Annotated in this window: 23 protein-coding genes and 1 tRNA gene; 9 read left to right on the forward strand and 15 right to left on the reverse strand. The window is 59.8% G+C overall.

The features are described 5' to 3' along the window. Positions 1 to 34 precede the first annotated feature (34 nt). The 8 genes from ACP90_RS20200 (at position 35) to ACP90_RS20235 (ending at position 9,317) form a co-directional block, all read left to right on the forward strand. Entirely contained in the window at positions 35 to 1,015 is a 981-nt protein-coding gene (locus ACP90_RS20200; RefSeq protein WP_022999995.1) for a substrate-binding domain-containing protein, read from the forward strand. An 85-nt stretch (positions 1,016 to 1,100) separates the two neighbouring features. Continuing rightward, on the forward strand, positions 1,101 to 2,156 hold the full coding sequence (locus ACP90_RS20205) for a sugar phosphate isomerase/epimerase (RefSeq protein ID WP_022999994.1): 1,056 nt from the start codon (positions 1,101 to 1,103) through the stop codon (positions 2,154 to 2,156). A gap of 249 nt (positions 2,157 to 2,405) precedes the next feature. After that, complete coding sequence (locus ACP90_RS20210; RefSeq protein WP_062489640.1) at positions 2,406 to 3,566, forward strand: Gfo/Idh/MocA family oxidoreductase; 1,161 nt, start codon at positions 2,406 to 2,408, stop codon at positions 3,564 to 3,566. Positions 3,567 to 4,026: 460 nt separating this feature from the next. After that, a complete protein-coding gene (ytfQ, locus tag ACP90_RS20215) occupies positions 4,027 to 4,980 on the forward strand; it encodes a galactofuranose ABC transporter, galactofuranose-binding protein YtfQ (protein WP_022999992.1) in 954 nt (317 codons plus the stop codon). Between the two features lie 77 nt (positions 4,981 to 5,057). Beyond that, positions 5,058 to 6,572, forward strand: coding sequence for a sugar ABC transporter ATP-binding protein (locus tag ACP90_RS20220; RefSeq protein ID WP_062489642.1), 1,515 nt, complete (start codon positions 5,058 to 5,060; stop codon positions 6,570 to 6,572). Continuing rightward, positions 6,572 to 7,612 (forward strand): ABC transporter permease, encoded by a 1,041-nt coding sequence (locus ACP90_RS20225; RefSeq protein ID WP_062489644.1) that lies wholly within the window; start codon positions 6,572 to 6,574, stop codon positions 7,610 to 7,612. The genes ACP90_RS20220 and ACP90_RS20225 overlap by 1 nt, the downstream gene beginning before the upstream one ends. Then, on the forward strand, positions 7,612 to 8,601 hold the full coding sequence (yjfF, locus tag ACP90_RS20230; protein WP_055659490.1) for a galactofuranose ABC transporter, permease protein YjfF: 990 nt from the start codon (positions 7,612 to 7,614) through the stop codon (positions 8,599 to 8,601). The genes ACP90_RS20225 and yjfF overlap by 1 nt, the downstream gene beginning before the upstream one ends. After that, positions 8,598 to 9,317 (forward strand): FadR/GntR family transcriptional regulator, encoded by a 720-nt coding sequence (locus ACP90_RS20235; protein ID WP_055658466.1) that lies wholly within the window; start codon positions 8,598 to 8,600, stop codon positions 9,315 to 9,317. Before yjfF ends, ACP90_RS20235 begins: the two co-directional genes overlap by 4 nt. Before the next feature lie 152 nt (positions 9,318 to 9,469). Here the strand turns inward: ACP90_RS20235 and ACP90_RS20240 are convergent, their stop codons facing one another. The 7 genes from ACP90_RS20240 to chvE all read right to left on the reverse strand — a co-directional run bounded on the left by ACP90_RS20240 (position 9,470) and on the right by chvE (position 18,775). After that, complete coding sequence (locus ACP90_RS20240; RefSeq protein ID WP_062489646.1) at positions 9,470 to 10,978, reverse strand: aldehyde dehydrogenase (NADP(+)); 1,509 nt, start codon at positions 10,976 to 10,978, stop codon at positions 9,470 to 9,472. A gap of 27 nt (positions 10,979 to 11,005) precedes the next feature. Continuing rightward, positions 11,006 to 11,917, reverse strand: coding sequence for a Gfo/Idh/MocA family oxidoreductase (locus tag ACP90_RS20245; RefSeq protein WP_062489647.1), 912 nt, complete (start codon positions 11,915 to 11,917; stop codon positions 11,006 to 11,008). A gap of 12 nt (positions 11,918 to 11,929) precedes the next feature. After that, a complete protein-coding gene (gene araD / locus ACP90_RS20250; protein WP_055658459.1) occupies positions 11,930 to 13,672 on the reverse strand; it encodes an L-arabinonate dehydratase in 1,743 nt (580 codons plus the stop codon). 3 nt (positions 13,673 to 13,675) lie between these two features. Beyond that, a complete protein-coding gene (araD1, locus tag ACP90_RS20255) occupies positions 13,676 to 14,671 on the reverse strand; it encodes an AraD1 family protein (RefSeq protein ID WP_062489649.1) in 996 nt (331 codons plus the stop codon). A gap of 4 nt (positions 14,672 to 14,675) precedes the next feature. Beyond that, positions 14,676 to 15,920: a multiple monosaccharide ABC transporter permease gene (gene mmsB / locus ACP90_RS20260; protein WP_022999983.1), complete on the reverse strand. Its 1,245-nt coding sequence runs from the start codon at positions 15,918 to 15,920 to the stop codon at positions 14,676 to 14,678. A gap of 11 nt (positions 15,921 to 15,931) precedes the next feature. After that, complete coding sequence (mmsA, locus tag ACP90_RS20265; protein WP_022999982.1) at positions 15,932 to 17,446, reverse strand: multiple monosaccharide ABC transporter ATP-binding protein; 1,515 nt, start codon at positions 17,444 to 17,446, stop codon at positions 15,932 to 15,934. Between the two features lie 249 nt (positions 17,447 to 17,695). Next, positions 17,696 to 18,775, reverse strand: coding sequence for a multiple monosaccharide ABC transporter substrate-binding protein (chvE, locus tag ACP90_RS20270; RefSeq protein WP_062489652.1), 1,080 nt, complete (start codon positions 18,773 to 18,775; stop codon positions 17,696 to 17,698). A 156-nt stretch (positions 18,776 to 18,931) separates the two neighbouring features. Between chvE and ACP90_RS20275 the strand changes: the two genes are divergently transcribed. Beyond that, on the forward strand, positions 18,932 to 19,888 hold the full coding sequence (locus tag ACP90_RS20275; protein ID WP_082809797.1) for a LysR substrate-binding domain-containing protein: 957 nt from the start codon (positions 18,932 to 18,934) through the stop codon (positions 19,886 to 19,888). 63 nt (positions 19,889 to 19,951) lie between these two features. On the opposite strand, the gene ACP90_RS20280 is transcribed toward ACP90_RS20275, so the two are convergent. The 8 genes from ACP90_RS20280 to ACP90_RS20315 all read right to left on the reverse strand — a co-directional run bounded on the left by ACP90_RS20280 (position 19,952) and on the right by ACP90_RS20315 (position 25,378). Then, positions 19,952 to 20,027, reverse strand: a tRNA-Phe gene (locus tag ACP90_RS20280). A 378-nt stretch (positions 20,028 to 20,405) separates the two neighbouring features. Beyond that, entirely contained in the window at positions 20,406 to 22,001 is a 1,596-nt protein-coding gene (locus tag ACP90_RS20285; RefSeq protein ID WP_062489656.1) for a bifunctional metallophosphatase/5'-nucleotidase, read from the reverse strand. 487 nt (positions 22,002 to 22,488) lie between these two features. Then, positions 22,489 to 22,692, reverse strand: coding sequence for a DNA gyrase inhibitor YacG (yacG, locus tag ACP90_RS20290; protein WP_062491813.1), 204 nt, complete (start codon positions 22,690 to 22,692; stop codon positions 22,489 to 22,491). A gap of 88 nt (positions 22,693 to 22,780) precedes the next feature. After that, positions 22,781 to 23,407: a Maf-like protein gene (locus ACP90_RS20295; RefSeq protein ID WP_006939342.1), complete on the reverse strand. Its 627-nt coding sequence runs from the start codon at positions 23,405 to 23,407 to the stop codon at positions 22,781 to 22,783. A 43-nt stretch (positions 23,408 to 23,450) separates the two neighbouring features. After that, positions 23,451 to 23,669, reverse strand: a complete 219-nt coding sequence (gene infA / locus ACP90_RS20300) for a translation initiation factor IF-1 (RefSeq protein ID WP_006939340.1) — start codon at positions 23,667 to 23,669, stop codon at positions 23,451 to 23,453. 117 nt (positions 23,670 to 23,786) lie between these two features. Continuing rightward, positions 23,787 to 24,401, reverse strand: coding sequence for a GNAT family protein (locus tag ACP90_RS20305; protein WP_062489658.1), 615 nt, complete (start codon positions 24,399 to 24,401; stop codon positions 23,787 to 23,789). Positions 24,402 to 24,416: 15 nt separating this feature from the next. Continuing rightward, positions 24,417 to 24,869: an arsenate reductase ArsC gene (locus tag ACP90_RS20310; protein WP_022999902.1), complete on the reverse strand. Its 453-nt coding sequence runs from the start codon at positions 24,867 to 24,869 to the stop codon at positions 24,417 to 24,419. 5 nt (positions 24,870 to 24,874) lie between these two features. Then, the gene (locus tag ACP90_RS20315) at positions 24,875 to 25,378 is read right to left on the reverse strand and encodes a UPF0262 family protein (RefSeq protein ID WP_022999901.1); all 504 of its coding nucleotides are present in this window, start codon (positions 25,376 to 25,378) and stop codon (positions 24,875 to 24,877) included. Positions 25,379 to 25,386 lie beyond the last annotated feature (8 nt).

The raw sequence follows: 25,386 nt of genomic DNA on the forward strand, positions 1-25,386 counted from the left end.
ACCGGATCGCACCGGACGGGAGAGGTGCGTCCAGATGGCAGCATTGAAGGAGGAAGCAATGCTCATGAAGAAAGCTTTGGGAGTGATCGCGGTAACCGGTGCGCTGGCCTTTGCGGGCGCTGCGGTTGCACAGGAAAAAATCAAGATCGGCGTCAGCTATCCGACCCCGACCCATGCCTGGGCAGCCGGCATGAACTGGCACGCGGAACAAGCGGAAAAGCGGCTTGAGGCGCTTTACCCGGATGTCGATCTCATCCTGGTGAACTCGCCGGATCCGGAAGCACAGGCAAGTGCCCTGGAAGACCTGGTCTCCGTTCACCAGATCAAAGCCCTGGTGGTTCTGCCGTTCGAATCCGAACCGCTGACCGACCCGGTGCTGAACGTCAAGAAATCCGGTGCTTGGATCACGGTCGTCGACCGCGGCCTCAGCCAGCCGGGCATCGAAGACCTTTATGTGGCCGGCAACAACCCGGAACTGGGCCGTGTTTCCGCCCAGTACATGAAGACCCGCCTGAAGGACGGCGACAACATCGTCATCCTGCGCGGTATTCCGACGGTCATCGACAATGAGCGCTTCGACGCGTTCATGGCCGAGATCGAAGGCTCCGGCATCAACGTGCTCGACCACAAGCACGCCAACTGGAACCGCGACGACGGCTTTGAAGTGATGCAGGACTTCCTGTCCCGCTTCCCGGACATCGACGCGGTCTGGGCACAGGACGACGACATCGCCATTGGCGTGGTTGCCGCCCTGAAACAGGCTGGCCGTGACGGCGACGGCATGTTCGTCGTTGGCGGTGCCGGCATGAAGGAAACCATCAAGGCAATCATGGATGGCGATACCCTTATTCCGGTCGACGTTCTCTATCCGCCGGCGATGATCGCCACCGCCATGGACCAGACGGTTGCCGCCTTCAAGTCCAATGGTCCGGTTGCCGGCCGCTACATTCTCGGTGCGACGCTGATCACGCCGGAAAATGCTGAAAACTACTACTTCCCGGATTCGCCCTTCTAAGGCTTCGGGACGTAGCAGGCCGGGGTCTTTCGCGATGGGACCCCGGCCCTTTCCACCTCACCTTCCCCGATTTCTGGAGAATGTCATGAAAACCATAAAGGGTCCGGCGTTGTTTCTCGCCCAGTTTGCGGGGGACGAAGCGCCGTTCAATTCCTGGGCGTCGATCACGAAATGGGCCGCGGACTGCGGCTATCTTGGCGTTCAGGTACCCAGTTGGGACAGCAGGCTGATCGACCTTGAAAAGGCCGCCAGTTCCAAGACCTATTGCGACGAATTCATTGGAACGGCGCGCGAGAACGGTGTCGAGATCACCGAGCTTTCGACCCACTTGCAGGGCCAGCTCGTTGCCGTGCACCCGGCCTATGACACGGCTTTCGACGGCTTTGCCGCGCCGCATGTCCATGGCAATCCTGCCGCCCGTCAGGCCTGGGCGGTCGACCAGGTCAAACTGGCCCTGGCCGCAAGCCGCAATCTCGGCATTTCAGCCCACGCCACCTTTTCCGGCGCGCTTGCCTGGCCCTATGTCTATCCGTGGCCGCAGCGTCCTGCCGGACTGATCGAAACCGCATTTGACGAACTTGCCAGACGCTGGCGTCCGATCCTCGACTATGCCGAGGAAATGGGGGTTGATGTCTGTTACGAAATTCACCCGGGTGAGGACCTGCATGACGGCATCACCTTCGAGATGTTCCTGGAGCGCGTCAACGGTCACGACCGCTGCAAGATGCTCTACGATCCGTCCCACTATGTGCTGCAGTGCCTGGATTATCTGGACAATATCGACATCTACAAAGACCGGATCGGCATGTTCCACGTCAAGGATGCCGAGTTCAACCCGACCGGACGTCAGGGTGTTTATGGCGGCTACCAGTCGTGGGTTGACCGCGCTGGCCGCTTCCGCTCCCTTGGCGATGGTCAGGTCGATTTCGGAGCCGTCTTTTCCAAGATGGCCGCGAATGATTTCGATGGCTGGGCCGTGGTTGAGTGGGAATGCTGCCTGAAGCACCCTGAAGACGGAGCCCGGGAAGGCGCGGACTTCGTGAAGGCTCACATCATCCGCGTGACCGAAAAGGCCTTTGATGATTTTGCCGACGGCGGCAGTGACGAGGCAGCCAACCGGAAGATGCTGGGGATCAACTAGAGTTTTGACTTCGACGAGGCAACAATTGGAAGGGTCGGCGACGACGCTCGCCACCTCTCACTCTCGTCATGAGGAGGACCGCCCGGTCCATTTCGAAGGGTGGGCTGCAATTTTGAAAACAAGTGGCCCCTCCCACGAAAAAGCGCATCCGCGCTTCCTCAGCATGAGGTTTCTATGTATGTAAACAACGCGTGTAATCGATTACAGCGCGCGGCACGATAGAACAGAAACAGTTTCAGGAGGAGCGATATGGCCATCGAAGGAAAAGACACCGTGCAGACGCGCCCGATCCGGCTCGGCATGGTCGGCGGCGGCAAGGATGCCTTTATCGGCGCCGTTCACCGAATTGCCGCGCGCATCGACGGCGCCTACGACCTGGTGGCGGGGGCCCTGTCTTCCACCCCGGAGAAAGCTCTTGAATCTGGCCGCGCGCTTGGCCTCAAGGAAGATCGCATCTATGGCTCTTTCGAGGAAATGGCCAAGCGCGAAGCCCGGCTCAAAGACGGCATAGAAGCCGTTGCCATCGTGACGCCGAACCACATGCACTATCCCGCGGCGAAGGAATTCCTGAAACGCGGGATCCATGTCATCTGCGACAAGCCTCTGACTTCGACCCTGGCCGATGCCAAGAAATTCGTGAAGGCTGCGGAAAGCTCCGATGCCCTCTTCTTCCTGACCCACAACTACACCGGTTATCCGATGGTTCGGCAGGCACGCGAGATGGTAGCCAGTGGCGTCCTCGGCACGATCCGCGTCGTTCAGGTGGAGTATCCCCAGGACTGGCTGACGGTGGAACAGCACAACAAGCAGGCTGATTGGCGTACAGACCCTGCACGCACGGGCCTTGGCGGCTCCACGGGCGATATCGGCACTCATGCCTATAATCTTGCCTGCTTCATTACCGGCCAGTCGCCGGAAAGCCTTGCAGCCGACCTGCAGTCCTTCGTTCCGGGCCGTCAGGTGGATGACAACGGCCACGTGATGCTGCGCTACGCCAGCGGCGCGCGCGGCATGCTGTGGTGTTCGCAGGTGGCACCGGGCAACGAGAACAATCTCAAGATCCGGATCTATGGCGACAAGGCTGGGCTCGAGTGGCACCAGGAAGACCCGAACTATCTCCACTACACGCCTTTCGGAAAGCCGAAGCAGCTGCTGACCCGGGGTGGTGCGGGCATGCTCGACAGCATCGCCTCGGCCACCCGTGTGCCGCCAGGACATCCGGAAGGCTATCTGGAAGGCTTCGCCAACCTCTACAAGGACGCTGCCGACGCCATCCGTGCCCACCAGTCCGGCAAGAACGCCAGCTCTCTGGTTCCGGGAATCACGGATGGACTTGCCGGCGTGCGCTTTGTCGACGCCTGTGTCCGCTCTTCGGCGAAAAACGCTGCCTGGGTGAAGCTGGACGGATAGTCTTGCCCATCGTCGCACTTCACGAAGCCCGGGCTCTGCTGCCCGGGCTTTTGTCGTTTTCAGGGTACTCTCCCTCGGGAAAGCAGGGCCACAGAACAATATCCTTGCCGCTCTCGGCAATTCCACACGGAGGTGTGTACTGGACCCTGGATCTTGACTTGGACCGGGAGGACCAATGATGAGCCTCATTCCTTCCTCGTCGCGCCATAGCTCAACCGTGGATTCCATGCCCCTTCCTGACCTCTGTCACGCCTCCCGGAAATGGCCCCGCATCGGCGTGGATTGCCGGATCAGGTCCGGAAACGACGAAGGAAAGAGGCAATCCAGATCTCTATTTTTCTCATTATTACAGATACTTACCCATCCTGTTCGCACCGCACAACGCTACTCGCTTTACAAAAGTAATAAAGTATTACTTAATGATTTTTGTGAGGAGAATATACCTTGTGGAGGAGACCCTATGAAACTCAAGGCAATGCTTATTGCCGGGGCAATGTCGTTTGTCCCGATGACCGCCATGGCTGCCGATCTGACCATCGGTTTTTCGCAGATCGGATCTGAATCCGGTTGGCGTGCAGCTGAAACAACTGTCACCAAGCAGGAAGCTGAAAAGCGCGGCATTGATCTGAAATTCGCCGACGCCCAGCAGAAGCAGGAAAACCAGATCAAGGCGATCCGGTCTTTCATCGCACAGGGTGTTGATGCGATCCTGCTCGCTCCTGTGGTTGCCACCGGTTGGGACGAAGTCCTGGAAGAAGCCAAGGATGCCGAGATCCCGGTCGTGCTGCTTGACCGGACTGTCGACGCACCGGAAGATCTCTACATGACCGCCGTCACGTCGGACCTTGTTCACGAAGGCAGCGTCGCCGGCCAGTGGCTGGTTGATGAAACTGCCGGCGAGAAGTGCGACATCGTCGAACTTCAGGGAACAACCGGTTCCAGCCCCGCCATCGACCGCAAGAAGGGCTTCGAGCAGGCGATTTCCGGCCATGACAATCTGAACATCGTCCGCAGCCAGACCGGCGACTTCACCCGCAGCCAGGGCAAGGTCGTCATGGAAAGCTTCCTGAAGGCCGTTGGCGGCGCCAACATCTGTGCCCTTTATGCCCACAACGACGACATGGCCGTCGGCGCCATCCAGGCGATCAAGGAAGCCGGCCTGAAGCCCGGTGAGGACATCAAGATCGTCTCGATCGACAGTGTTCCGGACATCCACCTGGCGATGGCAAACGGCGAAGCCAATGCCACGATCGAACTGACCCCGAACATGGCTGGCCCGGCGCTGGACGCGCTTGAAGCCTACCTTGCAGATGGCACGATGCCGCCGAAGTGGATCCAGACCGAGTCCAAACTCTACACGCTCAAAGATGATAACATGGCCATCTACGAGATGAAGAAAGACCTGGGATACTAAGAACGATCCTGATGCCGGGCGGCCTGCCGCCCGGCATCTCAAGGTTCAGGAAGTCCGACTTCGGGGGAAGCCGATACATGGCGAGCGTAACCGACCCTGTGCTCGAATGCCGGGGCATATCCAAATTCTTTCCGGGAGCCATAGCGCTGGATGCAGTGGACCTGACCCTTTATCCGGGTGAAGTGCATGCGCTGCTCGGCGAAAACGGGGCCGGAAAATCCACCCTGATCAAATGTCTGACCGGTGCCTATCGGCGCGATGCCGGCACCATCCTCCTGAACAGCCAGGAAATCTCGCCCAACAGCACTCAGGACAGCCAGAAACTGGGTATCGGCACCGTCTACCAGGAAGTGAACCTGCTGCCGAACCTGACTGTTGCGGAGAACCTTTTTCTCGGCCGTCAGCCGATGTGGCACGGCTTCATTTCCCAGCGCAAGATGATGAAGATGGCGCGGGATCTGCTTGCCGAGTTCGGCCTCTCCGTCAATCCGGCCGAACCGCTGTCGGCCTATTCCGTCGCCGTACAACAGGTGGTCGCGATTGCCCGTGCCGTCGAGCTTTCCGGCAAGGTTCTGATCCTTGACGAACCGACAGCCAGCCTCGACCGGGATGAGGTCGACCTTGTTTTTTCCGTCATTGAAAAACTGAAGGCGCGTGGTCTTGCCATTGTCTTCATCACGCATTTCCTCGACCAGGTGTTCGAGATCTCCGACCGGGCAACGGTACTGAGAAACGGCCGTGTGGTTGGCACCCGTCTGCTTGCAGATGCAACCCAGACCGAGATCGTGACGCTGATGCTCGGCCGGCAGCTGGAAGATCGCATTCACGACCGCGCCCCGTCGGCAACCGGTGACACATTGATAGAGCTGACGAACTTCGGCAAACGCGGCATGATCACGCCGTTTGACCTGACCGTGCGCAAGGGCGAAGTCGTCGGACTTGCCGGGCTTCTGGGGTCCGGACGTACGGAAACTGCCGAAATCATCTTTGGCGCCGTGCAGGCTGACCAGGGCGAAGCGCTGCTGGAAGGCAAGAAGGTCACCATCAAGAACCCGCGTGAGGCCGTCGCGCACCGGTTTGCGCTCTGTCCGGAAGACCGGAAGAGCGACGGTATCGTCGGCGATCTTTCCGTGCGGGAGAATATCATTCTGGCACTGCAGGCCCGACAGGGCTGGTTCCGGCCACTACCAAAAGCAAAGGTCAATGAACTGGCGGAAGCCTATGTGAAGGCCCTCGACATTCGCCTCGCCAGCCTGGACATGCCGATCCGCCTGCTTTCTGGCGGTAATCAGCAGAAGGCACTGCTGGCAAGATGGCTGGCAACCAATCCGGCCTTCCTCATCCTGGATGAACCGACACGCGGCATCGATGTCGGCGCCCACGCGGAAATCATCGCCCTTATCGAGAAGCTGCGCGAAGACGGCATGGCGCTTCTTGTGGCCTCGTCCGAGCTGGAAGAACTCGTCGCCTATTCCACCCGGGTGATCGTGCTGCGTGACCGGCGTCAGGTATGCGAACTTGCCGGTGACGACATTACGACTTCCAACATTGTCGCGGCCATTGCCGACGAACCCGTGGCGGAGGCCGTTTGATGACCGCACATGTTCACAACACCCTCCGGCGGATCACCCCGCAGCTGATCATCCTGGCTGCCGTTCTGATGCTGAACTTCATGGTATTCCCGGATTTCTTCCGGATAGAATTCCAGAACGGTCGCCTCTTCGGCAATCTGATTGACGTGCTCAATCGTGGCGCGCCGACCGCCCTTCTGTGTATCGGCATGACACTGGTCATCGCGACCAGAGGCATCGATCTGTCGGTTGGCGCCGTCATGGCAATTGCTGGTGCGGTTGCCGCTTCCCTTGCCGAGGATGGACACGGCTGGCACGTCGCCCTTGCCGGAGCGCTTGCCGTCGGTGCGATCTGCGGCCTGTGGAACGGCATTCTGGTTGCTGTCCTGCGCATTCAGCCGATCGTCGCAACGCTTGTGCTGATGGTGGCCGGCCGGGGCATTGCGCAGCTGGTGACGGAGGGAACGATCCTGACCTTCCTGGATCCTGGGCTCATCCACCTGGGCGCCGGTACGATCCTGGGCATTCCGACCCCGATCCTGATCTGGATCGGGCTCGGGCTCGCGGTTGCGGCAGTGGTCCGCAAGACAGCGCTTGGCATGCTGATCGAGGCAATCGGCATCAACGAGAGCTCCTCGCGCCTTGCGGGCATCAACAGCCGCGTACTGATCATCTCGGTCTATCTGATTTCCGGTGTCTGCGCGGCACTGGCCGGCGTTATCGTCGCGGCGGATATCAAGGGGGCAGACGCCAACAATGCCGGTCTCTGGCTGGAACTTGATGCCATCCTAGCGGTGGTGATTGGTGGCAACTCGCTGCTTGGCGGGCGTTTTTCGATCATGGCGTCGCTGCTCGGAGCCCTGATCATCCAGTCGGTCAATTCGGTGATCCTGCTGTCCGGCATGCCACCTGAATTCAATCTGGTCATCAAGGCACTGATCATCATCGCGATCCTGGTCATCCAGTCTCCGACCGTGAAACACGCGCTTTACATCTTGCGGGCTTCCGCGGAGCCCCAGCCGTCCGACCCCATCAAGGAAGCGAAAGAAAGCCCGCAATGATCCGCTCCACTCATCTGCCGCTTCTGATCACCATCGCAACTTTCGTGCTGGCCTATACGCTGTGCGCGTCGCAATACCCGGCGATGCTGTCGACACGGGTCGTCGCGAACCTTCTGACAGACAACGCCTTTCTTGGAATAGCCGCCGTCGGCATGACCTTCGTGATCCTTTCGGGGGGCATCGATCTTTCGGTCGGCTCGGTGATCGCCTTTACCGGCGTCTTTCTGGCTGTGATCCTGAGGGATACCTCGATCCATCCGCTGGTCGCCTTTGTCCTGGTACTGGCGATCACCATTTCCTTCGGCGCGGCGATGGGGGCGATGATCCACTATCTGGAGATGCCGCCCTTCATCGTCACGCTGGCAGGCATGTTCCTGGCCCGCGGCGCGGCCTATGTACTGTCGACCGACAGCGTGCCGATTACCCATGAGTTCTACGACACACTGCAGTCGCTTTACTGGAAGGCTCCGGGCGGCGGACGTTTCCGGCTCACCGGCATGATCATGCTGCTGACCTTCCTCGTCGGCATCATCGTCGCCCACCGCACCCGCTTCGGCCAGAATGTCTATGCACTTGGCGGCGGGCTGTCGACCGCCCGGCTGATGGGCGTTCCCCTGGCAAGGACCACCATCGGCATCTACGCAACGTCAGGCGGCCTTGCTGGACTTGCCGGGATCATCTTCTCTCTCTACACGTCCGCCGGCTATTCACTGGCGACGGTAGGGGTCGAACTCGACGCCATCGCGGCGGTGGTGATCGGCGGCACATTGCTTACCGGCGGCACTGGTTTTGTCGCAGGCACATTCTTTGGCATTTTGATCATGGGGTTGATACAAACCTTTATCGTGTTCGACGGAACGCTTTCGAGCTGGTGGACAAAGATCGTGATCGGCGGTTTGCTCTTCGGCTTCATCTTGCTTCAGAAGGGACTCACTTGGGCAACGACACTGCGCAGAAAACCAGCGACAGAGTTCGCCGCGCAATCATGACCTTCGTCGCCACCGGCGGGTTGGGAAGCCAGATCGGAAACCATACCGATCAGGTTGTCGAGCAACTGGGAAGAGCCATCGTTGCAGGTGAGTATCCGCCGGAAACGATGATCCCCCTGGACCCGGACATTTCGGAAATGTTCGACGTCTCGCGCACGGTGGTGCGGGAAGCGAAGAAGACGCTGATCGCAAAAGGCCTGATTCAGTCGAAAGCCAAGGTTGGAACCCATGTCCGGCCTGCATCCGAATGGAACATGTTCGATCCGGACGTCCTGCGCTGGCACGCCGCGCTCAACAACCAGCGTCCGTTTCTGGAAGACCTGTTCGAGATCCGCCTGATCTTCGAACCGGCGGCGGCAGGCAGCGCCGCCAAGCGCGCAACCGATGCGGAATGCGTGACCCTGTCCAAACTCTGCGACAACCTTGCCACCGGCAAGGACAGGGCCGCCGTGGCCGTGGCCGATCTGGAGTTTCACAAGATGATCCTGAAGCTCTCCGGCAATCGCTTCCTGCAGTCACTTGGAGATCTCGTTCAGGCCGCGCTCTATTCCCTCTTCATTGCCGAGGCCAACGAGCGCAACGACCAGGAAACCTACGAGTTCGTCGAGCGTCACCGCGCCATCGTCACGGCCATCAAGGCCGGAGACGCGAAAGCCGCTCATGACGCCATGGTCGCCGTCATCCTGGCCGGCCGGAAGATCGAACTGAATATCTGAGGCTTCAAACTTGAAAAAACGCCTCATCCTGAGGAGCGCACTTGTGCGCGTCTCGAAGGATGGGCCACTTGTTCAGAGCAAGGTGCCCATCCTTCGAGACGGACCTGAAGGCCCTCCTCAGGATGAGGTCGTCATTTGATCGCCCACCCGGCTCAGCTGGCCGGCAGCAGGTCGTCCGGCAGGTTCTGGTAGCAGACCGGGCGCAGGAAGCGCCGGATAGCCATCGTGCCGACGGAGGTGGCGCCGAAGTTGGTCGATGCCGGGTAAGGCCCGCCGTGAACCATGCTGTCGGCGACTTCCACACCGGTCGGGAAGCCATTGGCAAGCACGCGGCCTGCTTTGCGCTCCAGCACCGGCATCAGCTTGCGGGCAAGGTCCTTGTCGCCTGCATCCATCTGCAACGTGCAGGTGAGCTGGCCTTCCAGGCCCTTGGCGATTTCCAGAAGCTGTGCTTCATCCTTCACGCGGACCACGATGCCGAGCGGGCCGAAGACTTCTTCACCCAGTTCCTCGTTGGCCAGCCAGTTGTCGCCGGTGGTCTCGAAGACGTAAGGCGCGGCTTCACGGGTCTCGCAGGACGTGCCGATCAATTCGCGGACACCGCTGGAAGCGGCAACCCGCTTGGAACCGGACCGGTAGGCGGCCGCAATTCCGTCTGTCAGCATGGTCTGCTTGCCAATGCCGCCGAGGGCTTCTGTTGCTGTCGCAACGAAGGCGTCCGCATCCGGACCTTCGAGCACCAGGATAACGCCCGGGTTGGTGCAGAACTGGCCAGCACCCATTGTCAGCGATCCGGCCCAACCCTTTGCAATTGCCTCGCCGCGAGCGGAGAGCGCCGCCGGCAGCAGGAACATCGGGTTGACCGAACCAAGTTCACCAAAGAACGGGATCGGCACCGGGCGCTGTGCGCACATGTCGAACAGGGCACGGCCGCCACGCAGGGAGCCAGTGAAACCGACGGCGGTGATCAGCGGGTGCTGAACAAGCGCCTGGCCGACCTCGAAACCATTGCCCTGGATGAAGGAGAAGACACCCGGATGCAGGCCGCAGGACTTGATGGCTGCGGCGATCGCCTCGGCGACAATCTCACCGGTGCCCGGATGGGCCGGGTGGCCACGGACGACCACGGGGCAGCCCGCAGCCAGAGCCGATGCCGTATCACCGCCGGCGGTCGAGAATGCCAGCGGGAAGTTGGAAGCACCGAAGACCGCGACCGGCCCGATCGGGCGCTGGACCAGCTTCAGGTCCGGGCGCGGCAGAGGCTGGCGGTCCGGCAGGGCTTCGTCGTGACGCTTGTCGAGATAATCGCCTTTCAGTATATGCGAGGCAAACAGGCGCAACTGGCCGGTGGTGCGACCACGCTCGCCCTGAAGACGCGCTTCCGGCAAACCGGTTTCGGACGTGCCGATCTCGGTGATGGCGTCCGCACGGGCTTCAATCTCGTCTGCAATGGCATTGAGGAATTTCGCCCGCTCTTCACTGCTGGAATAGCCATAGCTCCAGAAGGCTTCTTCCGCTGCGCGGCAGGCCGCGTCCACCTGGTCGGCGGTACCGACGGAAAAAGCGTGAGACGCGCCATGCGCCGGTTCGGAGGTAAATGTTGCATCGCCGGCAACCCATTGCCCTGCAACAAGCTGCTTTCCGTGAGGCATAAAAGTCATGTCAAACCTTCTGGTTTTGAAGATGGATCAGAATTCGAACGGATCAGTGGTGACGCGCCGCCCAAGAGAAAAGGCGTCGCACACATGGATCATCGGCGAGAGATCGACGTCGCTCGTGCCCGATTTCACCAGATCCGCCATACGGACGTAGAGGTTGGCATATTCATGGTTCGTCCCCTGTATAACGGGCTCACCGTCGATTTCCAGCTTCTCACCGCCAAGTGACAGCTTTGCGGCGCCCCGGTCGGTTTCAACGTCGATGTCCCATGTCTGGGGCCCTTCCTGACGCCAGTCGAAATCGGCGGACATTTCCGCGCCAACCGGATCTGCGAAGGTCAGCACGGCGGCAATCGGCGTTGCCCGGTTCGCCGGAAACTCCAGCGTCGCACCGGTGAGGTGAACCGGATAAGGAAGAACCTCGGTCAGGATCGAGAGCGCATTGATACCTGGGTCGAAGACCCCCATGCCACCCGGCTCCCAGATCCATTCCTGGCCGGGATGCCAACGGCGAACATCTTCCTTCCAGGTGATCTTGAGCCGTTTCAACGTGCGTTCGGCAAGGAATGCCTTCAGCGCCGGTACGCTATCTGCGTAGCGGGAGTGCCAGGTGGCGAACAACGTCACCCCGTGTTGCCTTGCAAGTGCCTCCAGCGCATAGCATTCGGCAAGGCTCTGACCCGGCGGCTTTTCCAGCATCACATGCTTGCCGGCCTTCAAGGCCTTGGCCGCATACTCGAACCGAGGTTGCGGTGGAATGGCGAGCGAGACCGTGGTGATGTCCGGCCGCTTTTCCAGAAGCTCGTCGATCGTCTGGAAATGATCGATCCCGTCAACGCCAGCGTGACGGCTGACGGCCGCCTCCAACTGCCAGTCCGGATTACCGGCAATTGCCGGAATGTGCTGATCGCGGGCAATCTTGCCGATGCCCACCAGCGCCAGTTTTTTCTGCCATCAATGTGAATCCTTCGGCACGGCGGAACCGCGGCAGCCTTTCAGGAAGTCGAAATCGGCGCCGGTGTCGGCACCCTGAACGTGGTCATGGAACAGGCGGGCGTAGCCGCTGTCCGGAACATGGTGCGACGGCTTCCATGCTGCAAGCCGTGCGGACAATTCCTGTTCGGAAATGTCGAGATGGATTGTCCGGTTCGCAACATCCAGTTCGATCATGTCGCCGTCTTTCACAACAGCCAAAGGACCTCCGGCAGCAGCCTCCGGAGAGGTGTGCAGGACAACGGTGCCATAAGCCGTGCCGGACATGCGCGCATCCGAAATGCGGACCATGTCGGTAATGCCTTTCTTCAGCACCTTGGGCGGCAAGCCCATGTTGCCGACTTCCGACATGCCCGGGTACCCCTTGGGGCCGCAGTTCTTCAGCACCATGACGCAGGTCTCGTCGATGTCGAGGGCATCGTCGTTGATCTTGGCCTTGTAGTCGTCGATATCTTCAAAGACCACTGCCCTGCCCTTGTGCTGCATCAGATGCGGCGACGCGGCAGACGGTTTCAGGACAGCGCCATTGGGTGCAAGGTTGCCCTTCAGAACCGCGATACCACCCTGGCTGGTCAGCGCCTTTTCCGCCGGCAGGATGACATCCTCGTTCCAGTTCTTCACATCCTTGACCTGGTCCCACATGGTCTCGCCGGAAACGGTGATGGCGTCCTTGTTGAGCATGCCTGCCTCGCCGAGGCGCTTGATCACCACCGGCAGACCACCCGCGTAGAAGAACTCTTCCATCAGGTATTTGCCGGACGGCATCAGGTTGACGATGGTCGGGATGTCCCGGCCTGCCTTGTCCCAATCATCGAGCGAGAGGTCTATGCCGACACGGCCGGCGATGGCCAGCAGATGGATGACCGCATTCGTCGACCCGCCGATGGCACCATTGGTGCGGATCGCATTCTCAAACGCTTCGCGGGTCAGGATGTCGGACGGTTTCAGATCGTCCTTCACCATCTGCACGATCCGCCGGCCGGAGAGATGCGCGATGACCCGGCGGCGGCTGTCGACAGCCGGGATCGCCGCATTGCCGGACAGTGCCATGCCGAGCGCCTCTGCCATAGAGGCCATGGTGGACGCCGTGCCCATGGTGTTGCAGCTGCCTGGGGACCGGCTCATGGCGGCCTCGGCCTCCAGAAACTCCTCCTGGGTCATTTCCCCAGCCTTCACCGCCTCGGAGAATTTCCAGAGGTGCGTGCCGGATCCGACCCGTTCGCCCTGGAACCAGCCATTCAGCATCGGGCCGCCGGTGACGACAATTGCCGGAATATCGACAGAGGCTGCGCCCATCAGCAAAGAGGGCGTAGTCTTGTCGCAGCCAACCAGCAAGACGACGCCATCCAGCGGCGTGCCCCGGATCGCTTCTTCCACATCCATGCTGGCAAGGTTGCGGAACATCATCGCCGTTGGACGCAGCGTGCTCTCGCCGGTCGAGAACACGGGGAACTCTACCGGAAAGCCACCGGCCTCGTAGATCCCGTGTTTGACGCGCTCCGCCAGATCGCGCAGATGCGCGTTGCAGGGCGTGAGCTGGGACCAGGTGTTGCAGATGCCAATAACCGGGCGACCATCGAAGAGGTCGTCCGGCAGACCCTGGTTCTTCATCCAGCTGCGGTGATAGATGTGGTCACGGCTGGTGCCGCCGAACCATTCGGTCGACCGCAGTTTGCGCGGCCATTTCGCCGGTTTGAATGCCATGATCTAAAGAACCTTCACTTGAGCCGCCCCGGCTTCCGCAGCCTTGAAAGCCAAGCGGTTTTTCAGGGGAACGCCGAACCCCGGCGCGGAAATCTCGACCTCGTCCCCTTCCCGGCAGCCAATGCCATCGGCGAAGGAAAGCGTTGCCGTGCCAAACATGTGCACGTGCAAATCGCCCGGCTGGCGGAAAACGTCATACTTGAAATGATGGTGTTCCAGGTTCGCCAACGTGTGGGACATGTTGCCTTCGCCCGACAGGAATGGCTTTTCCCAAAGCACTGCGCCGTCACGGTAGATCCGGCTGGTGCCTTCAACCTTCTCCGGAAGCGGACCGACCATCAACTCCGGCCCAAAGGAGGCCGGACGCAGTTTGGAATGTGCCAGGTACAGATAGTTCTGGCGTTCCATCACGTGATCGGAGAACTCGTTGGCGAGCGCGAAGCCGACGCGGAACGGCGTTCCGTCTTCGGCAATAACATATACCCCGGCAATCTCCGGTTCCTCGCCGCCATCCTTGCAGAAACCGGGACTGACAAGATCACCGCCCGGCGCAACCGCGCAGGATCCGTTGCCCTTGTAGAACCATTCCGGCTGGACGCCGACATGGCCCGGCTGCGGCCGACCGCCTTCAAGGCCAAGCTGGAACATCTTCATGCTGTCCGTGACGTTGGCATCGTCGTTCTTCGCCTTGGCGTGCATGGCATCACGAGTTGCCGCGGACCCCAGGTGCGTCAGACCCGTGCCTGTCAGATGCATATGGGCTGCGTCCGGGTGGTCGATCGGCAGCAGCAACCGGCCTTCCGAGGCCAGCAGTTCCAGGTCGACCGCCGCACCGAGTTCATGTCCTCGGATACATTCGGTCAGGCTCTGGCCTTTTGCGATGGCTTCCTGAACCAGCTCGTAGGTGGAGGCAACTCCCTTCAGGACAGAAGCTTCGCTGCCATTGCGGACGACCACGGCACGTTTGCCGGCATCATCCAGGATCTGGGAAATCAGCATAGCGTTACCCCTGCTTGTTCTTGTTGTAGACGTCGAAAATTACGGCTGCGAGCAGCACGAGGCCCTTGATCATCTGCTGGTAGTCGATACCGATGCCCATGATCGACATGCCGTTGTTGAGCACGCCCATGAGGAAGGCTCCGACGACCGCGCCAATGATGGTGCCGACCCCGCCGGACATGGACGCCCCGCCGATGAAGACGGCCGCAATCACGTCCAGTTCCAATGCGAAGCCGGCCTTGGGCGTTGCGGTGTTGAGACGTGCAGCGAATACGAGACCCGCGGCAGCAGCCAGAACGCCCATGTTCGTGAAGGCCAGGAAGGTCAGTCGTTCGGTCTTGATGCCGGACAGTTTGGCAGCCTTCTGGTTGCCGCCGAGTGCGTAGATCCGGCGGCCGACCGTCGTCGTTTCGGTGATGAAGGCATAGATGATCGTCAGGACGCCCATGGTGATGAGCACATTCGGCAGACCGCGAAACAGGGACAGCTTGAACATCACGAACACCAGTGCCGCAGCAATGATCACGTTGCGGGCGATGAAGAAGCTCGTCGGCTCATCCTCGATGCCGTAGGCCTTGTTCTGTGCCCGCTGGCGCATGCCGATCCAGACCACAAGGGCTGCGGCCACGACACCGGTTGCGAGCGCAAGAACATTGACCTTGCGAGCACCGAAGAGATCCGCCAGTGCTTCCCCCATGCCGGCCGGAAACATGTCTGGTACGAACCCGGTGGCAATGATCTGGAATTCCTTTGGGAACGGCCCCACCGACTGACCTTCGAGAAGCCAGAGCGACAAGCCGCGGAAGACAAGCATGCCTGCCAGCGTCACAATGAAGGACGGTATTTTCCAATAGGCGACCCAATACCCCTGGGCCGCGCCGATCAGTCCGCCGATGGCCAGGCAGACGATCATCGTGATGTACGGCGATTGGCCGTAGTTGACGATCATGACCGCGGCGAGCGCCCCGATGAAGCCCATCACCGAGCCGACCGACAGGTCGATGTTGCCCGAGACGATGACGATCAGCATGCCGAGCGCCATGATGATGATGTAGGAGTTCTGCAGCAGCAGGTTGGTGATGTTTACTGCACGCAGCAGCGTGCCGTCGGTAACCACCTCGAAGAAGGCCATCACCGCAATCAGCGCGAACAGCAGCCCGTATTGCCGCAAATGCGAGGAGATATACTCGCCGATGCCCTTGGTCTTCACGACCGGCGTCGCATTGGTGTCGCTATCAGCCAGTTCCATGGGTTTTTCTCTCACTCGTTGACAATGAGCGACATGATGCGCTCCTGGCTCGCATCGCCGGCGGCAAGTTCACCGACGAGAGCCCCTTCGTTCATGACGTAGACCCGGTCGCACATGCCGAGCAGTTCCGGCATTTCCGACGAGATCATGACCACGCCTTTGCCCTGCGCGGCGAGGTCGTTGATGATGGTGTAGATTTCATATTTGGCGCCGACGTCGATGCCGCGGGTCGGCTCGTCCAGGATCAGCACTTCCGGCGCGGTGAACAGCCATTTGGCCAGCACCACCTTCTGCTGATTGCCTCCGGAAAGGTTGACCGTTTTCTGGAACACCGACGGCGTACGGATCGCCAGCGCTTCCCGGTATCTCTCGGCAACGCGGGTTTCCTCGTTGCGCTTGAGGATGGGCCCGGAGGAAACGCCGTTCAGGTTGGCAAGCGTCGTGTTGAACCGGATCGTCTCGTCCAGAACCAGCCCGAGGGCCTTGCGGTCTTCGGTGACGTAGGAGATGCCGGCTGCAATTGCCCGGTCCACGGTGCTGACATCAATCGGCTGGCCCTTGAGCTTCACCGATCCGCTGATGTTACGGCCATAGGACCGGCCGAAGATGGACATGGCCAGTTCGGTCCGACCCGATCCCATCAGCCCGGCAATGCCGACGACCTCGCCAGCCCGGACATTGAAGGAAGCGTTCTTGATCACACGCCGTTCGGAATGCTCGGGATGCCAGACGGACCAGTCCGTGACTTCCATCAGGACATCGCCCGGGGTTCGGCTGTGCTCCGGGAACCGATGCGTCATATCCCGGCCGACCATGTCGCGGACGATATCGTCCTCGCTCAAGCCTGCCTTGGCGTCGAGGTTCGACACGGTCATGCCGTCACGGATCACCGTAACGCTGTCCGCGACATACCGGACTTCGTTGAGCTTGTGCGAGATGATGATGCTGGTGACGCCCTGCGCCTTGAGTTCCAGCATGAGATCAAGCAGCTTGCGGCTGTCGTTTTCCTGCAGCGCCGCGGTGGGCTCGTCCAGGATCAACAGCTTGACGTCCTTCGACAGGGCCTTTGCGATTTCGACAAGCTGCTGCTTGCCGACACCGATGGAGTCGACCTTGGTCGTCGGGGCCTCCGAAAGACCGACCTTGGCGAGCAGTTCCTCTGTCCGCTGGTTGGTTTTCCGCCAGTCGATTACGCCCTTGCTGGCGCATTCGTTGCCCAGGAAGATGTTTTCGGCAATCGAAAGCTGCGGCACCAGGGCAAGTTCCTGGTGAATGATGATGATGCCCTGCTTTTCACTGTCCGATATGCCGGAGAACCGGGCCGGTTCACCTTCAAAAACAATCTCGCCGTCATATTGACCGTGCGGATAGACGCCGGACAGAACCTTCATCAGTGTGGATTTGCCTGCGCCATTCTCGCCGACGACGGCGTGAATTTCGCCCTTCTGGACATCCAGATTGACCCGGTCCAGCGCCTTCACGCCGGGAAAGGTCTTGCTGATGTTCTGCATGGAAAGGAGTGCCATCGACCCCGTTCTCCGAATTCCGAGGAAAGACCCGCCCACCGAGCCGGACAATCAGGGTCCGGGTCCATTCCGCTCTCCCAGGACTGCGAGGAAGAGCGGAATTGCCGTGTCGATGGGTGGTAAGTGCTGCCGGACCAGCGGAAGATCAATCGGATGGGATCGATCCTCCTGAAGCTGATCACGTCCAAAGTGGCGGAGCATCCGGTGTGCGCTCGGTTGAACGCGGGATGCTCCGGGGTGTTGTCGTTCTTATTTGACCTGGTCTGCAGTGTAGTAACCGCTTCCGATCAGGATCTCTTCCCAGTTGCTGGCGTCGACGGAAACCGGCTCCAGCAGGTAGGACGGAACAACCTTCACACCGTTGTCGTAGGTGGTGGTGTCGTTGATTTCCGGCTCGCCGCCACCCAGCAGGGCATCAACCATTCCGACAGTGACGCGGGCAAGTTCACGGGTATCCTTGAAAACGGTCGAGTACTGCTCGCCGGCCAGGATCGACTTCACGGACGGGACTTCGGCGTCCTGACCGGTGACGATCGGCATCTTCAGATCGCCGGAACCGTAGCCGACACCCTTGAGAGAAGACAGGATGCCGATGGACAGGCCGTCATACGGGCTGAGAGCGCCGTGCAGCTGCTTGTCGGTGTAGTGAGCGGACAACAGGTTATCCATGCGAGACTGCGCAACTGCACCGTCCCAACGCAGCGTACCGACGGTGTCCATGCCCATCTGGCCGGACTGGATGACGATCGTGCCATCGTCGATCAGCGGCTGCAGAACGGACATCGCACCGTCGTAGAAGAAGTAGGCGTTGTTATCGTCCGGAGAACCGCCAAAGAGTTCGACATTGTAGGGGCCGTCGCCGAACCGCTCTTTCAAGCCGTTCACGAGAGACGTTGCCTGCTGCACGCCGACCTTGAAGTTGTCGAAAGTCGCGTAAAAGTCGACGTCGCCGCTGTCACGGATCAGGCGGTCGTAGGCGATGACCTTGATGCCGGATGCGGCCGCATTTTCAAGAGCATTGGAAAGCGTGGTGCCGTCGATGGCTGCGATCACCAGAACGTCCACACCCTTGGTGATCATGTTTTCGATCTGGGCGAGCTGGTTCGGAATATCGTCTTCTGCGTACTGCAGGTCTGCTTCATAGCCGGCTTCGGTGAACTGCTCGACCATGGAATTGCCGTCGGAGATCCAGCGTGCCGAGGATTTCGTCGGCATGGCGATGCCGATGGAGCCTTTGTCCTGGGCCATTGCCGCGCCGGTCAGCGCTACGCCGGACATAAGGGTTGCTGCTGCCGCTACCGCGACAAGCGCCTTGGAAACAAATTTCATATCGTCCTCCCGGACCGGATCCCAGCCGGCCCAATTCAGTCACAGGCATTCACGGGTTGATGCCGGGGAGTACAAAATGGAAAAGTAACATGACGGTCAAATTATTATTCATTATCATTACATATCTTAATTGATATGAAATAACGGAAATCGGCCATGAGCTTGGACTTGCTGCGGCGGGGAATGAAAATCTCCCACTTGCGATTGCTCGCGGAGCTTGCAAAACACACTCGGCTCACCGACGCAGCAAGCGCTCTCGGCATGTCGCAACCGGCCGCTTCGCGTCTGATTTCCGAAGTTGAGCGCGTGGCGGAAGCCGACATTTACGTGCGATCGGGCCGCGGAATCGAGTTGACCGACATCGGCCACAAACTGGCCGAACGCTGTGTGCGTATCCTGCAGGAGTTTGCCGATGCGGGACGCGATATCGAACAGCACAAGTCCGGACAGAGCGGGCACGTCAGCATCGGGTCGGTGACGGGCCCTGCAATCGAATATGTCCTGCCCGCGATACGTCACGTGCGCCTCAGCTACCCGGATATTTCCATTTCGGTGGAAGTCGGTCCCAGTCTCGATCTGGCACCGATGCTGGAGGACGGGCGGCTCGACTTTTCCCTCAGCCGCGTGCCGGTGGATGAAGATCCGGACCTGTTTGAGGAACGCCCTCTCCTGCGCGAACCTGCCTGCCTTATCGCCCGGACGGATCATCCGCTGACCCGCCTCGCAGCACCTGTACCTGCAGAAGCCCTATTGGGTTTTGACTGGGTCCTTCCTCCTGTTGGCGCCCCGATCCGCACCACGACGGAACAGGCGTTGCGCGACAAGGGGCTTGGACTGCCCACCAAGGTGCTGACGACGTCTTCGTTTCTGTTCACGGTTACGACTGTGCAGCGTACCAACGCGATTGCCGCTGTCGCTCAATCGGTTGCCTCAAGCTTTGCTGAAAATGCTGACGGAAGCCCGGGCACGATCACGGCCCTTGAAAGCGATCTCACCTTGTCGGTTGAGACCTATTCCTTCCTGACCCGAAAAGGCCAGGTTCTGACGCCTGTCGCCCGGATCGTGGCACGCGAAGTCCTGCGGGCAATCACGGGCGAAACGATACTCGCGTGATTGCGGATCGCAAGCCGAAGCGATGCAATGTCTTGAAAAACTTGACAAACTGTAGAGGGAGAGTGGTGCCCAGAGCCGGAATCGAACCAGCGACACGCGGATTTTCAATCCGCTGCTCTACCAACTGAGCTATCTGGGCGTGCCTTGCAAGTGGTCCGGGGCGAGCCCCGTTCGCTGAAAGCCCGGTCCTTATAGAGGCTCCCTGAAACCTTGTCCAGCACCCCGGCAAAGTTTTTTGCCGAAGAGCATCACCTCACCTGTTGAAAACTTTCAGCCCCACTAACCTTCTGAAAAACAATACCTTTCCCGAGCCTGGCCAAAATCGTTTCGTACTGTGTCACATATATCTCGGCTTCTGTCGCAACAAGGCACGTGGTCGGAGGCTCTCTGGCCCACAGTCAAGTCATCACCTCTATGCTGCGGTACGCGCCCGGCCTCCCCCAAATACTGACGTGCAAACGAAAGAAGCGCGCCACGGATGGCGCGCTTCTGACAGTCATCAACGATCCTGTAGATCTTATTTCACGGTGATCCGGTCGTCCGTGTAGGCTGAGTAACCATTCTTGCCTGCAAGATAATCGGATACCACATCGGCCAGGTCCGGGCCGAAGTCATAGGCGTTCATGCCGTTGGTCGCGAAGATCTTGTAGCCGTCGCCGCCACCGCGCATGTAGTTGTTGGACACCACGCCATAGACCTTTTCCGAATCCAGCGGAACGTAGCTGTCGCCTTCCATCACCATGACATCGGAGATCCGCTCCCCGGCAGGTTTGGTCTTGTCGAAGGAATACTTAAGACCGGCCACTTGCGGGAAACGGCCCGCGCCCTCTTCCACCTGGCTGACACCGTTTTCTAGAGCCGCGATCACATCGGACCCCTTCAGTTCGAAAGTGGACAGCGTGTTCTGGAACGGCAGCACCGTCAGGACTTCGCCCTTGGTGATCTCACCGGCGTCGATGGAGGCACGCAGACCACCGCCGTTCTGGATGGCGATCTGGACACCCTGGCCCTTGACGCGATCAAGCATGGCATCTGCGACCAGGATCCCCATTTCGCAAGCCTGGGCCCGGCAGACTTCCCGGTCGGCGCCGATGGGAGCATCGGCCTGGGCAACGACTTCCTTGCGGATTTCGTCGAGCGGTTCCGCGAGTTCCTTGATGCGGGAAACAAGTTCCGGATTTTCGACGATGGTGTTGTCGATAATGATCGGCTCACCGGCAGCTTCCGTGATGACGCCATTGTCGTCAAAGGTCACGTTCAGTTCGCCCAGGAACTTGCCGTAGGCGTAGGCCTGAACGACGGCCGTCGGCGTTCCATCCGGACCGTCGATCATGGTCGGATACGGGCCTTCGGCATCGTCCGACGTGTTGGACAGGTAAGTGTTGGAGTGGCCGCCGACAATCACGTCGATGCCAGGTGCCTTGGCAGCAACTTCCTTGTCGACGTTATAGCCGGAGTGGCTGAGGACGATGATCTTGTTGACGCCTTCGGCAGCAAGTTTCTCCGCTTCGCGGGTTACGGCCGCAACCGGATCGGTGAAGGAAATATTCGCGCCGGGGCTGGCCAGTTCATCCGTGTCCTCCGGCGTCAGGCCGATCAGGCCGATCTTCTCACCGCCGCGTTCGATGACGATCGAAGGCTTCAGCACGTCGGCAAGCTGAGGCTCCTTCGACACATCCGCGTTGGACATCAGGACCGGAAACTCCACCGCATCCATGAAGCCGCGCAGGACTTCAGGTCCATCATCAAATTCATGGTTGCCGACGGTCATTCCGTCGTAGCCGAGCTTGTTCATGAACTCGGCGGCAGCCTTGCCCTTGTAATAGGTATAGAACAGCGTGCCCTGGAACTGGTCACCACCGTCGACGAGGATCGTGTTGTTGCTGGCCGCGCGGCGATCTTTGATGATCGTGTCGAGGCGCGCCGTGCCACCGAAGCATTTGCCTTCTGCATTGTCCTCTTCACCGCAGGTCGAATCGTACTTGTTGATCGGCTCGATGCGGCTGTGGAAGTCGTTGGTATGCAAGATTGTCAGCGAATAATCGGCATAGGCTGCCGTCGACAGTGCCGTGGTCACGGACAGCACTGCGGCGCTCAGAAAACGTTTTTTCATCGGACCCTCGCCCTTGGATAGGTTGGTTATGCCGTATCAGGAACGAGACGCCTGACGCCGGCTTCCCGGTGTTCTTAAAAACCCCGTACGCCCCTCAACAAAAGGCATCAACCCTACCGGACAAAACCGGAATTCAGGGCGTCAGGATCGCCGGTATAAAAAGATCTTGGTGCAGTTTTATGACAGCTGCAAGTGTTTGGCGGCATGAAACTGAAAAAAATTTTGCTGGATAAATATTTTTGCAGCGCTGCCTAAAAATAGCTCAATCCCGCCAACTCTGCCGAGCCAAGTTCCGTGGCAGCCGGCTGAACAGGCAAATGGCAAGGCTTCCCGAAAACTCCGGTGGCGGGCGGTTTTCGGGGACTTTTGAGAAGATTTTCGGGAAAGGAGCACTGAGGCGCCGAGTTCTGCCTGGAATACCGGCAAGGCCTTCGCGCCTGCTTCGCCGGCAAACGAACCGGCGGATCATATGGCCCGCCAGGGCCTGTCAGGAGCGGTCTTCGTCCGGGAAATTGCTCTCGTCGATATCGTCGGTCTCCACCACGGGTATGGTGTACCCCTCGGAGAACCAGCGGTTCAGATCGATCTTGGCGCAGCGATCCGAGCAGAACGGATAATCGTCCGGCGTCGACAATTTCGAGCAGATTGGACAGGGGCGCATGCGCCGTTCGGGTTTCTGGCTGTCGGCCATTTCACTCTCCGGATTTCTGCTTCGCGCCAACTGCTGAAAAGGCAGCCGGTGATGGATCATCGGCTTGCCGAACACGATCTCGACAGCTTCAGGCTGCCGCTGTCGCCCAGCCCTGATGCACAGGGTATCCGGCTGAACTCAGCAGGTTCGCGGTTTCCACCAGGGGCAGTCCGACCACCGCCGGGTAGGATCCGACCAGTTTTACGACAAAACTTCCCGCGAGCCCCTGAATGGCATATCCGCCTGCCTTGCCACGCCACTCGCCGGAGGAAATATAGTCGTCCATGTCCTTGCGAGTCAGGCGTTTGAACCGCACGCGGGTTTCGACAAGCTTGGAACGGACCTTGCCGTTTGCCTCTGCAACGGCCACCCCGGTGAACACCCGATGGCCACGGCCCGACAGGAGAGACAGGCACATGAGCGCCTGATCGGTCAGCTCCGCCTTGGGCAAGGCCCGGCGGCCGACCGCAACCACGGTATCGGCAGCCAGCACCACACTGTCCTGCATCGCTTCGGACGCATCGGCCATCTGACGAACGGCTTCAGCCTTTGCACGTGCAAGGCGCAGCGCAAGACTGCGCGGTGTTTCATGCTTCTTCGGCGTTTCGTCGATATCGGCCGGCAGGAGGTGATCCGGCTCCAGTCCGATCTGCTGCAGCAGCGCGAGGCGGCGCGGCGAGGCGGAGGCCAGGATCAACTGAGGGGCATTGGTCATCTAAGAGCGAGCCTTGCAGCCGGGGTCACCTTGAAGGATCCGCTTACTTGAAGCGGTAGGTGATCCGCCCCTTGGTAAGATCATACGGGGTCATTTCTACAAGAACCTTGTCGCCCGCCAGTACGCGGATACGGTTCTTGCGCATACGCCCTGCCGTGTGGGCAATAATTTCGTGATCATTTTCCAGTTTTACGCGGAACGTCGCGTTCGGCAACAGTTCTGTTACGACGCCCGGAAACTCCAGAGCTTCTTCTTTGGCCATTTGATATCCTGAATAAAGCGGGCCCTGCCCGCGGGTGCCGGGGAAACTAACGGATTAGCGGCAGAAAGTGAACCTTTCTTTCCACCGCTATGCAAAGAAACTGCCAGATCCTATGCATCACTGCCTGCGATCGCCATTTCCTGCCGGATTTACGCCGGAAAACCCGGCATTTTCCTGCTGTTCACGCCACTCATCTTCAAGAATTGCGTAATAGAACTCTTCATCCCAGCCCCCCTTGAACAGGGCATGCTCGCGAAAATGGGCCTCCCTGCGCATACCCAGGCGCTCCATCACTCCCCAGGACGCATTGTTGCGGGCGTCGCAGCTGGCGAAGATGCGGTGCAGTCCCAGATCCTCGAACCCCATGCGCAGCAGCGCGCGGCCAGCCTCCGTGGCAAAGCCCCTGCCCTGATATTGGGGATTCAACGTGAACCCGATGGTGCCCTGGCGCGCCTCCACGTTCGTCACCCTCAACGAAACGTCACCGATGACACCACCGTCCTTCCGTTCCTCTACCGCTAACGCCAGTGTCCCTTCACCATCCAGGCACTTCATGTCCGCCCATTTGGTCAGTTTCGACCGGATTTCCTCCAGGCTCCGTGGTTCCCAGAACTGGAAACGAGCAACCTCCGGCAGAGACTGGTAGGCATGGAGTGCCACCGCATCGCCTGGCTCCATGGGACGCAGTACCAGCCGGTCCGTCAGGACCTGCGACGTGATTTCGAATTTCATCTTGTTCCTTCAGGTTCAGCCGCTTGGCGGCGGCGCCCAGTCCAGGCGCTTCTTGATGCGCATCATGAGCTGATCGCGCACTGCCCGGTACTCGCCCAGGATCTGCTCCCGGCTGCCGGTGGCAAGGGTCGGATCGAGTGTCGGCCAGTATTCGACTTCGACCGATTCCGTTCTCGTCATGTCGAGCGCCTTGTGGTGTGCCTCGGGAGCGAGAGTGACCACAAGATCGAACCCGGATTCGTCCAGATCCTCGAATGTCTTCGGCGTGTGCCGGCTCATGTCGACGCCTATTTCGGCCATGACCGCGTCCACGAACGGGTCAACCTTGCCGGAACGGACACCGGCGGAACGCACATAAATCTGGCCGGGAAAGAGTTTGGCCGTCAGAGCCTCGGCCATGGGCGAGCGTACGGAATTCATTCCGCAGGCAAAAAGCACCGCAGTCGGACGCATGCCCGGCCCGGCCATATCCGTCAGCCCTTCCAGTGCAAGGCGTAAACGAGGGTAAACAGCCGTCGTGCCGTCTGCATGTCGACTTCTATCTTCCCTTCCAGCCGCTCCATCAAAATGGCAGAGCCTTCGTTGTGGACCCCGCGCCGCCCCATGTCGATCGCCTCGATCTGGCTCGGTGTCGCGTGGCGGATGGCCTCGTAATAGCTTTCGCAGATCAGGTCGTAGTCCTTGACGATCTTGCGCAGCGGAGACAGTGACAAAACATGAGTGACGACTTCCTTGTCGTCATCGGTCCTGATCCGGAAAACCAGCTTCTTTTCGATTACCGACAGGTTGAGAACATAGCTCGCAGGCGGATGCCCGACGGGCTGAAACGCGTTTTCCTCAATCAGGTCGTAGATCGCAACAGCACGGTCATGCTCCACTTCCGGTGTGGACCGGGCGATAGAGGCTTCGTCCAAAACCACATCAACCAGCTTTCCGCCGGTTTGTTGCGGTTCGGGATCCGGGTGCGGTTCGCTCATCTGGTCGA

This window comes from Labrenzia sp. CP4, assembly GCF_001579905.1.
Lineage (GTDB): Bacteria > Pseudomonadota > Alphaproteobacteria > Rhizobiales > Stappiaceae > Roseibium > Roseibium algicola.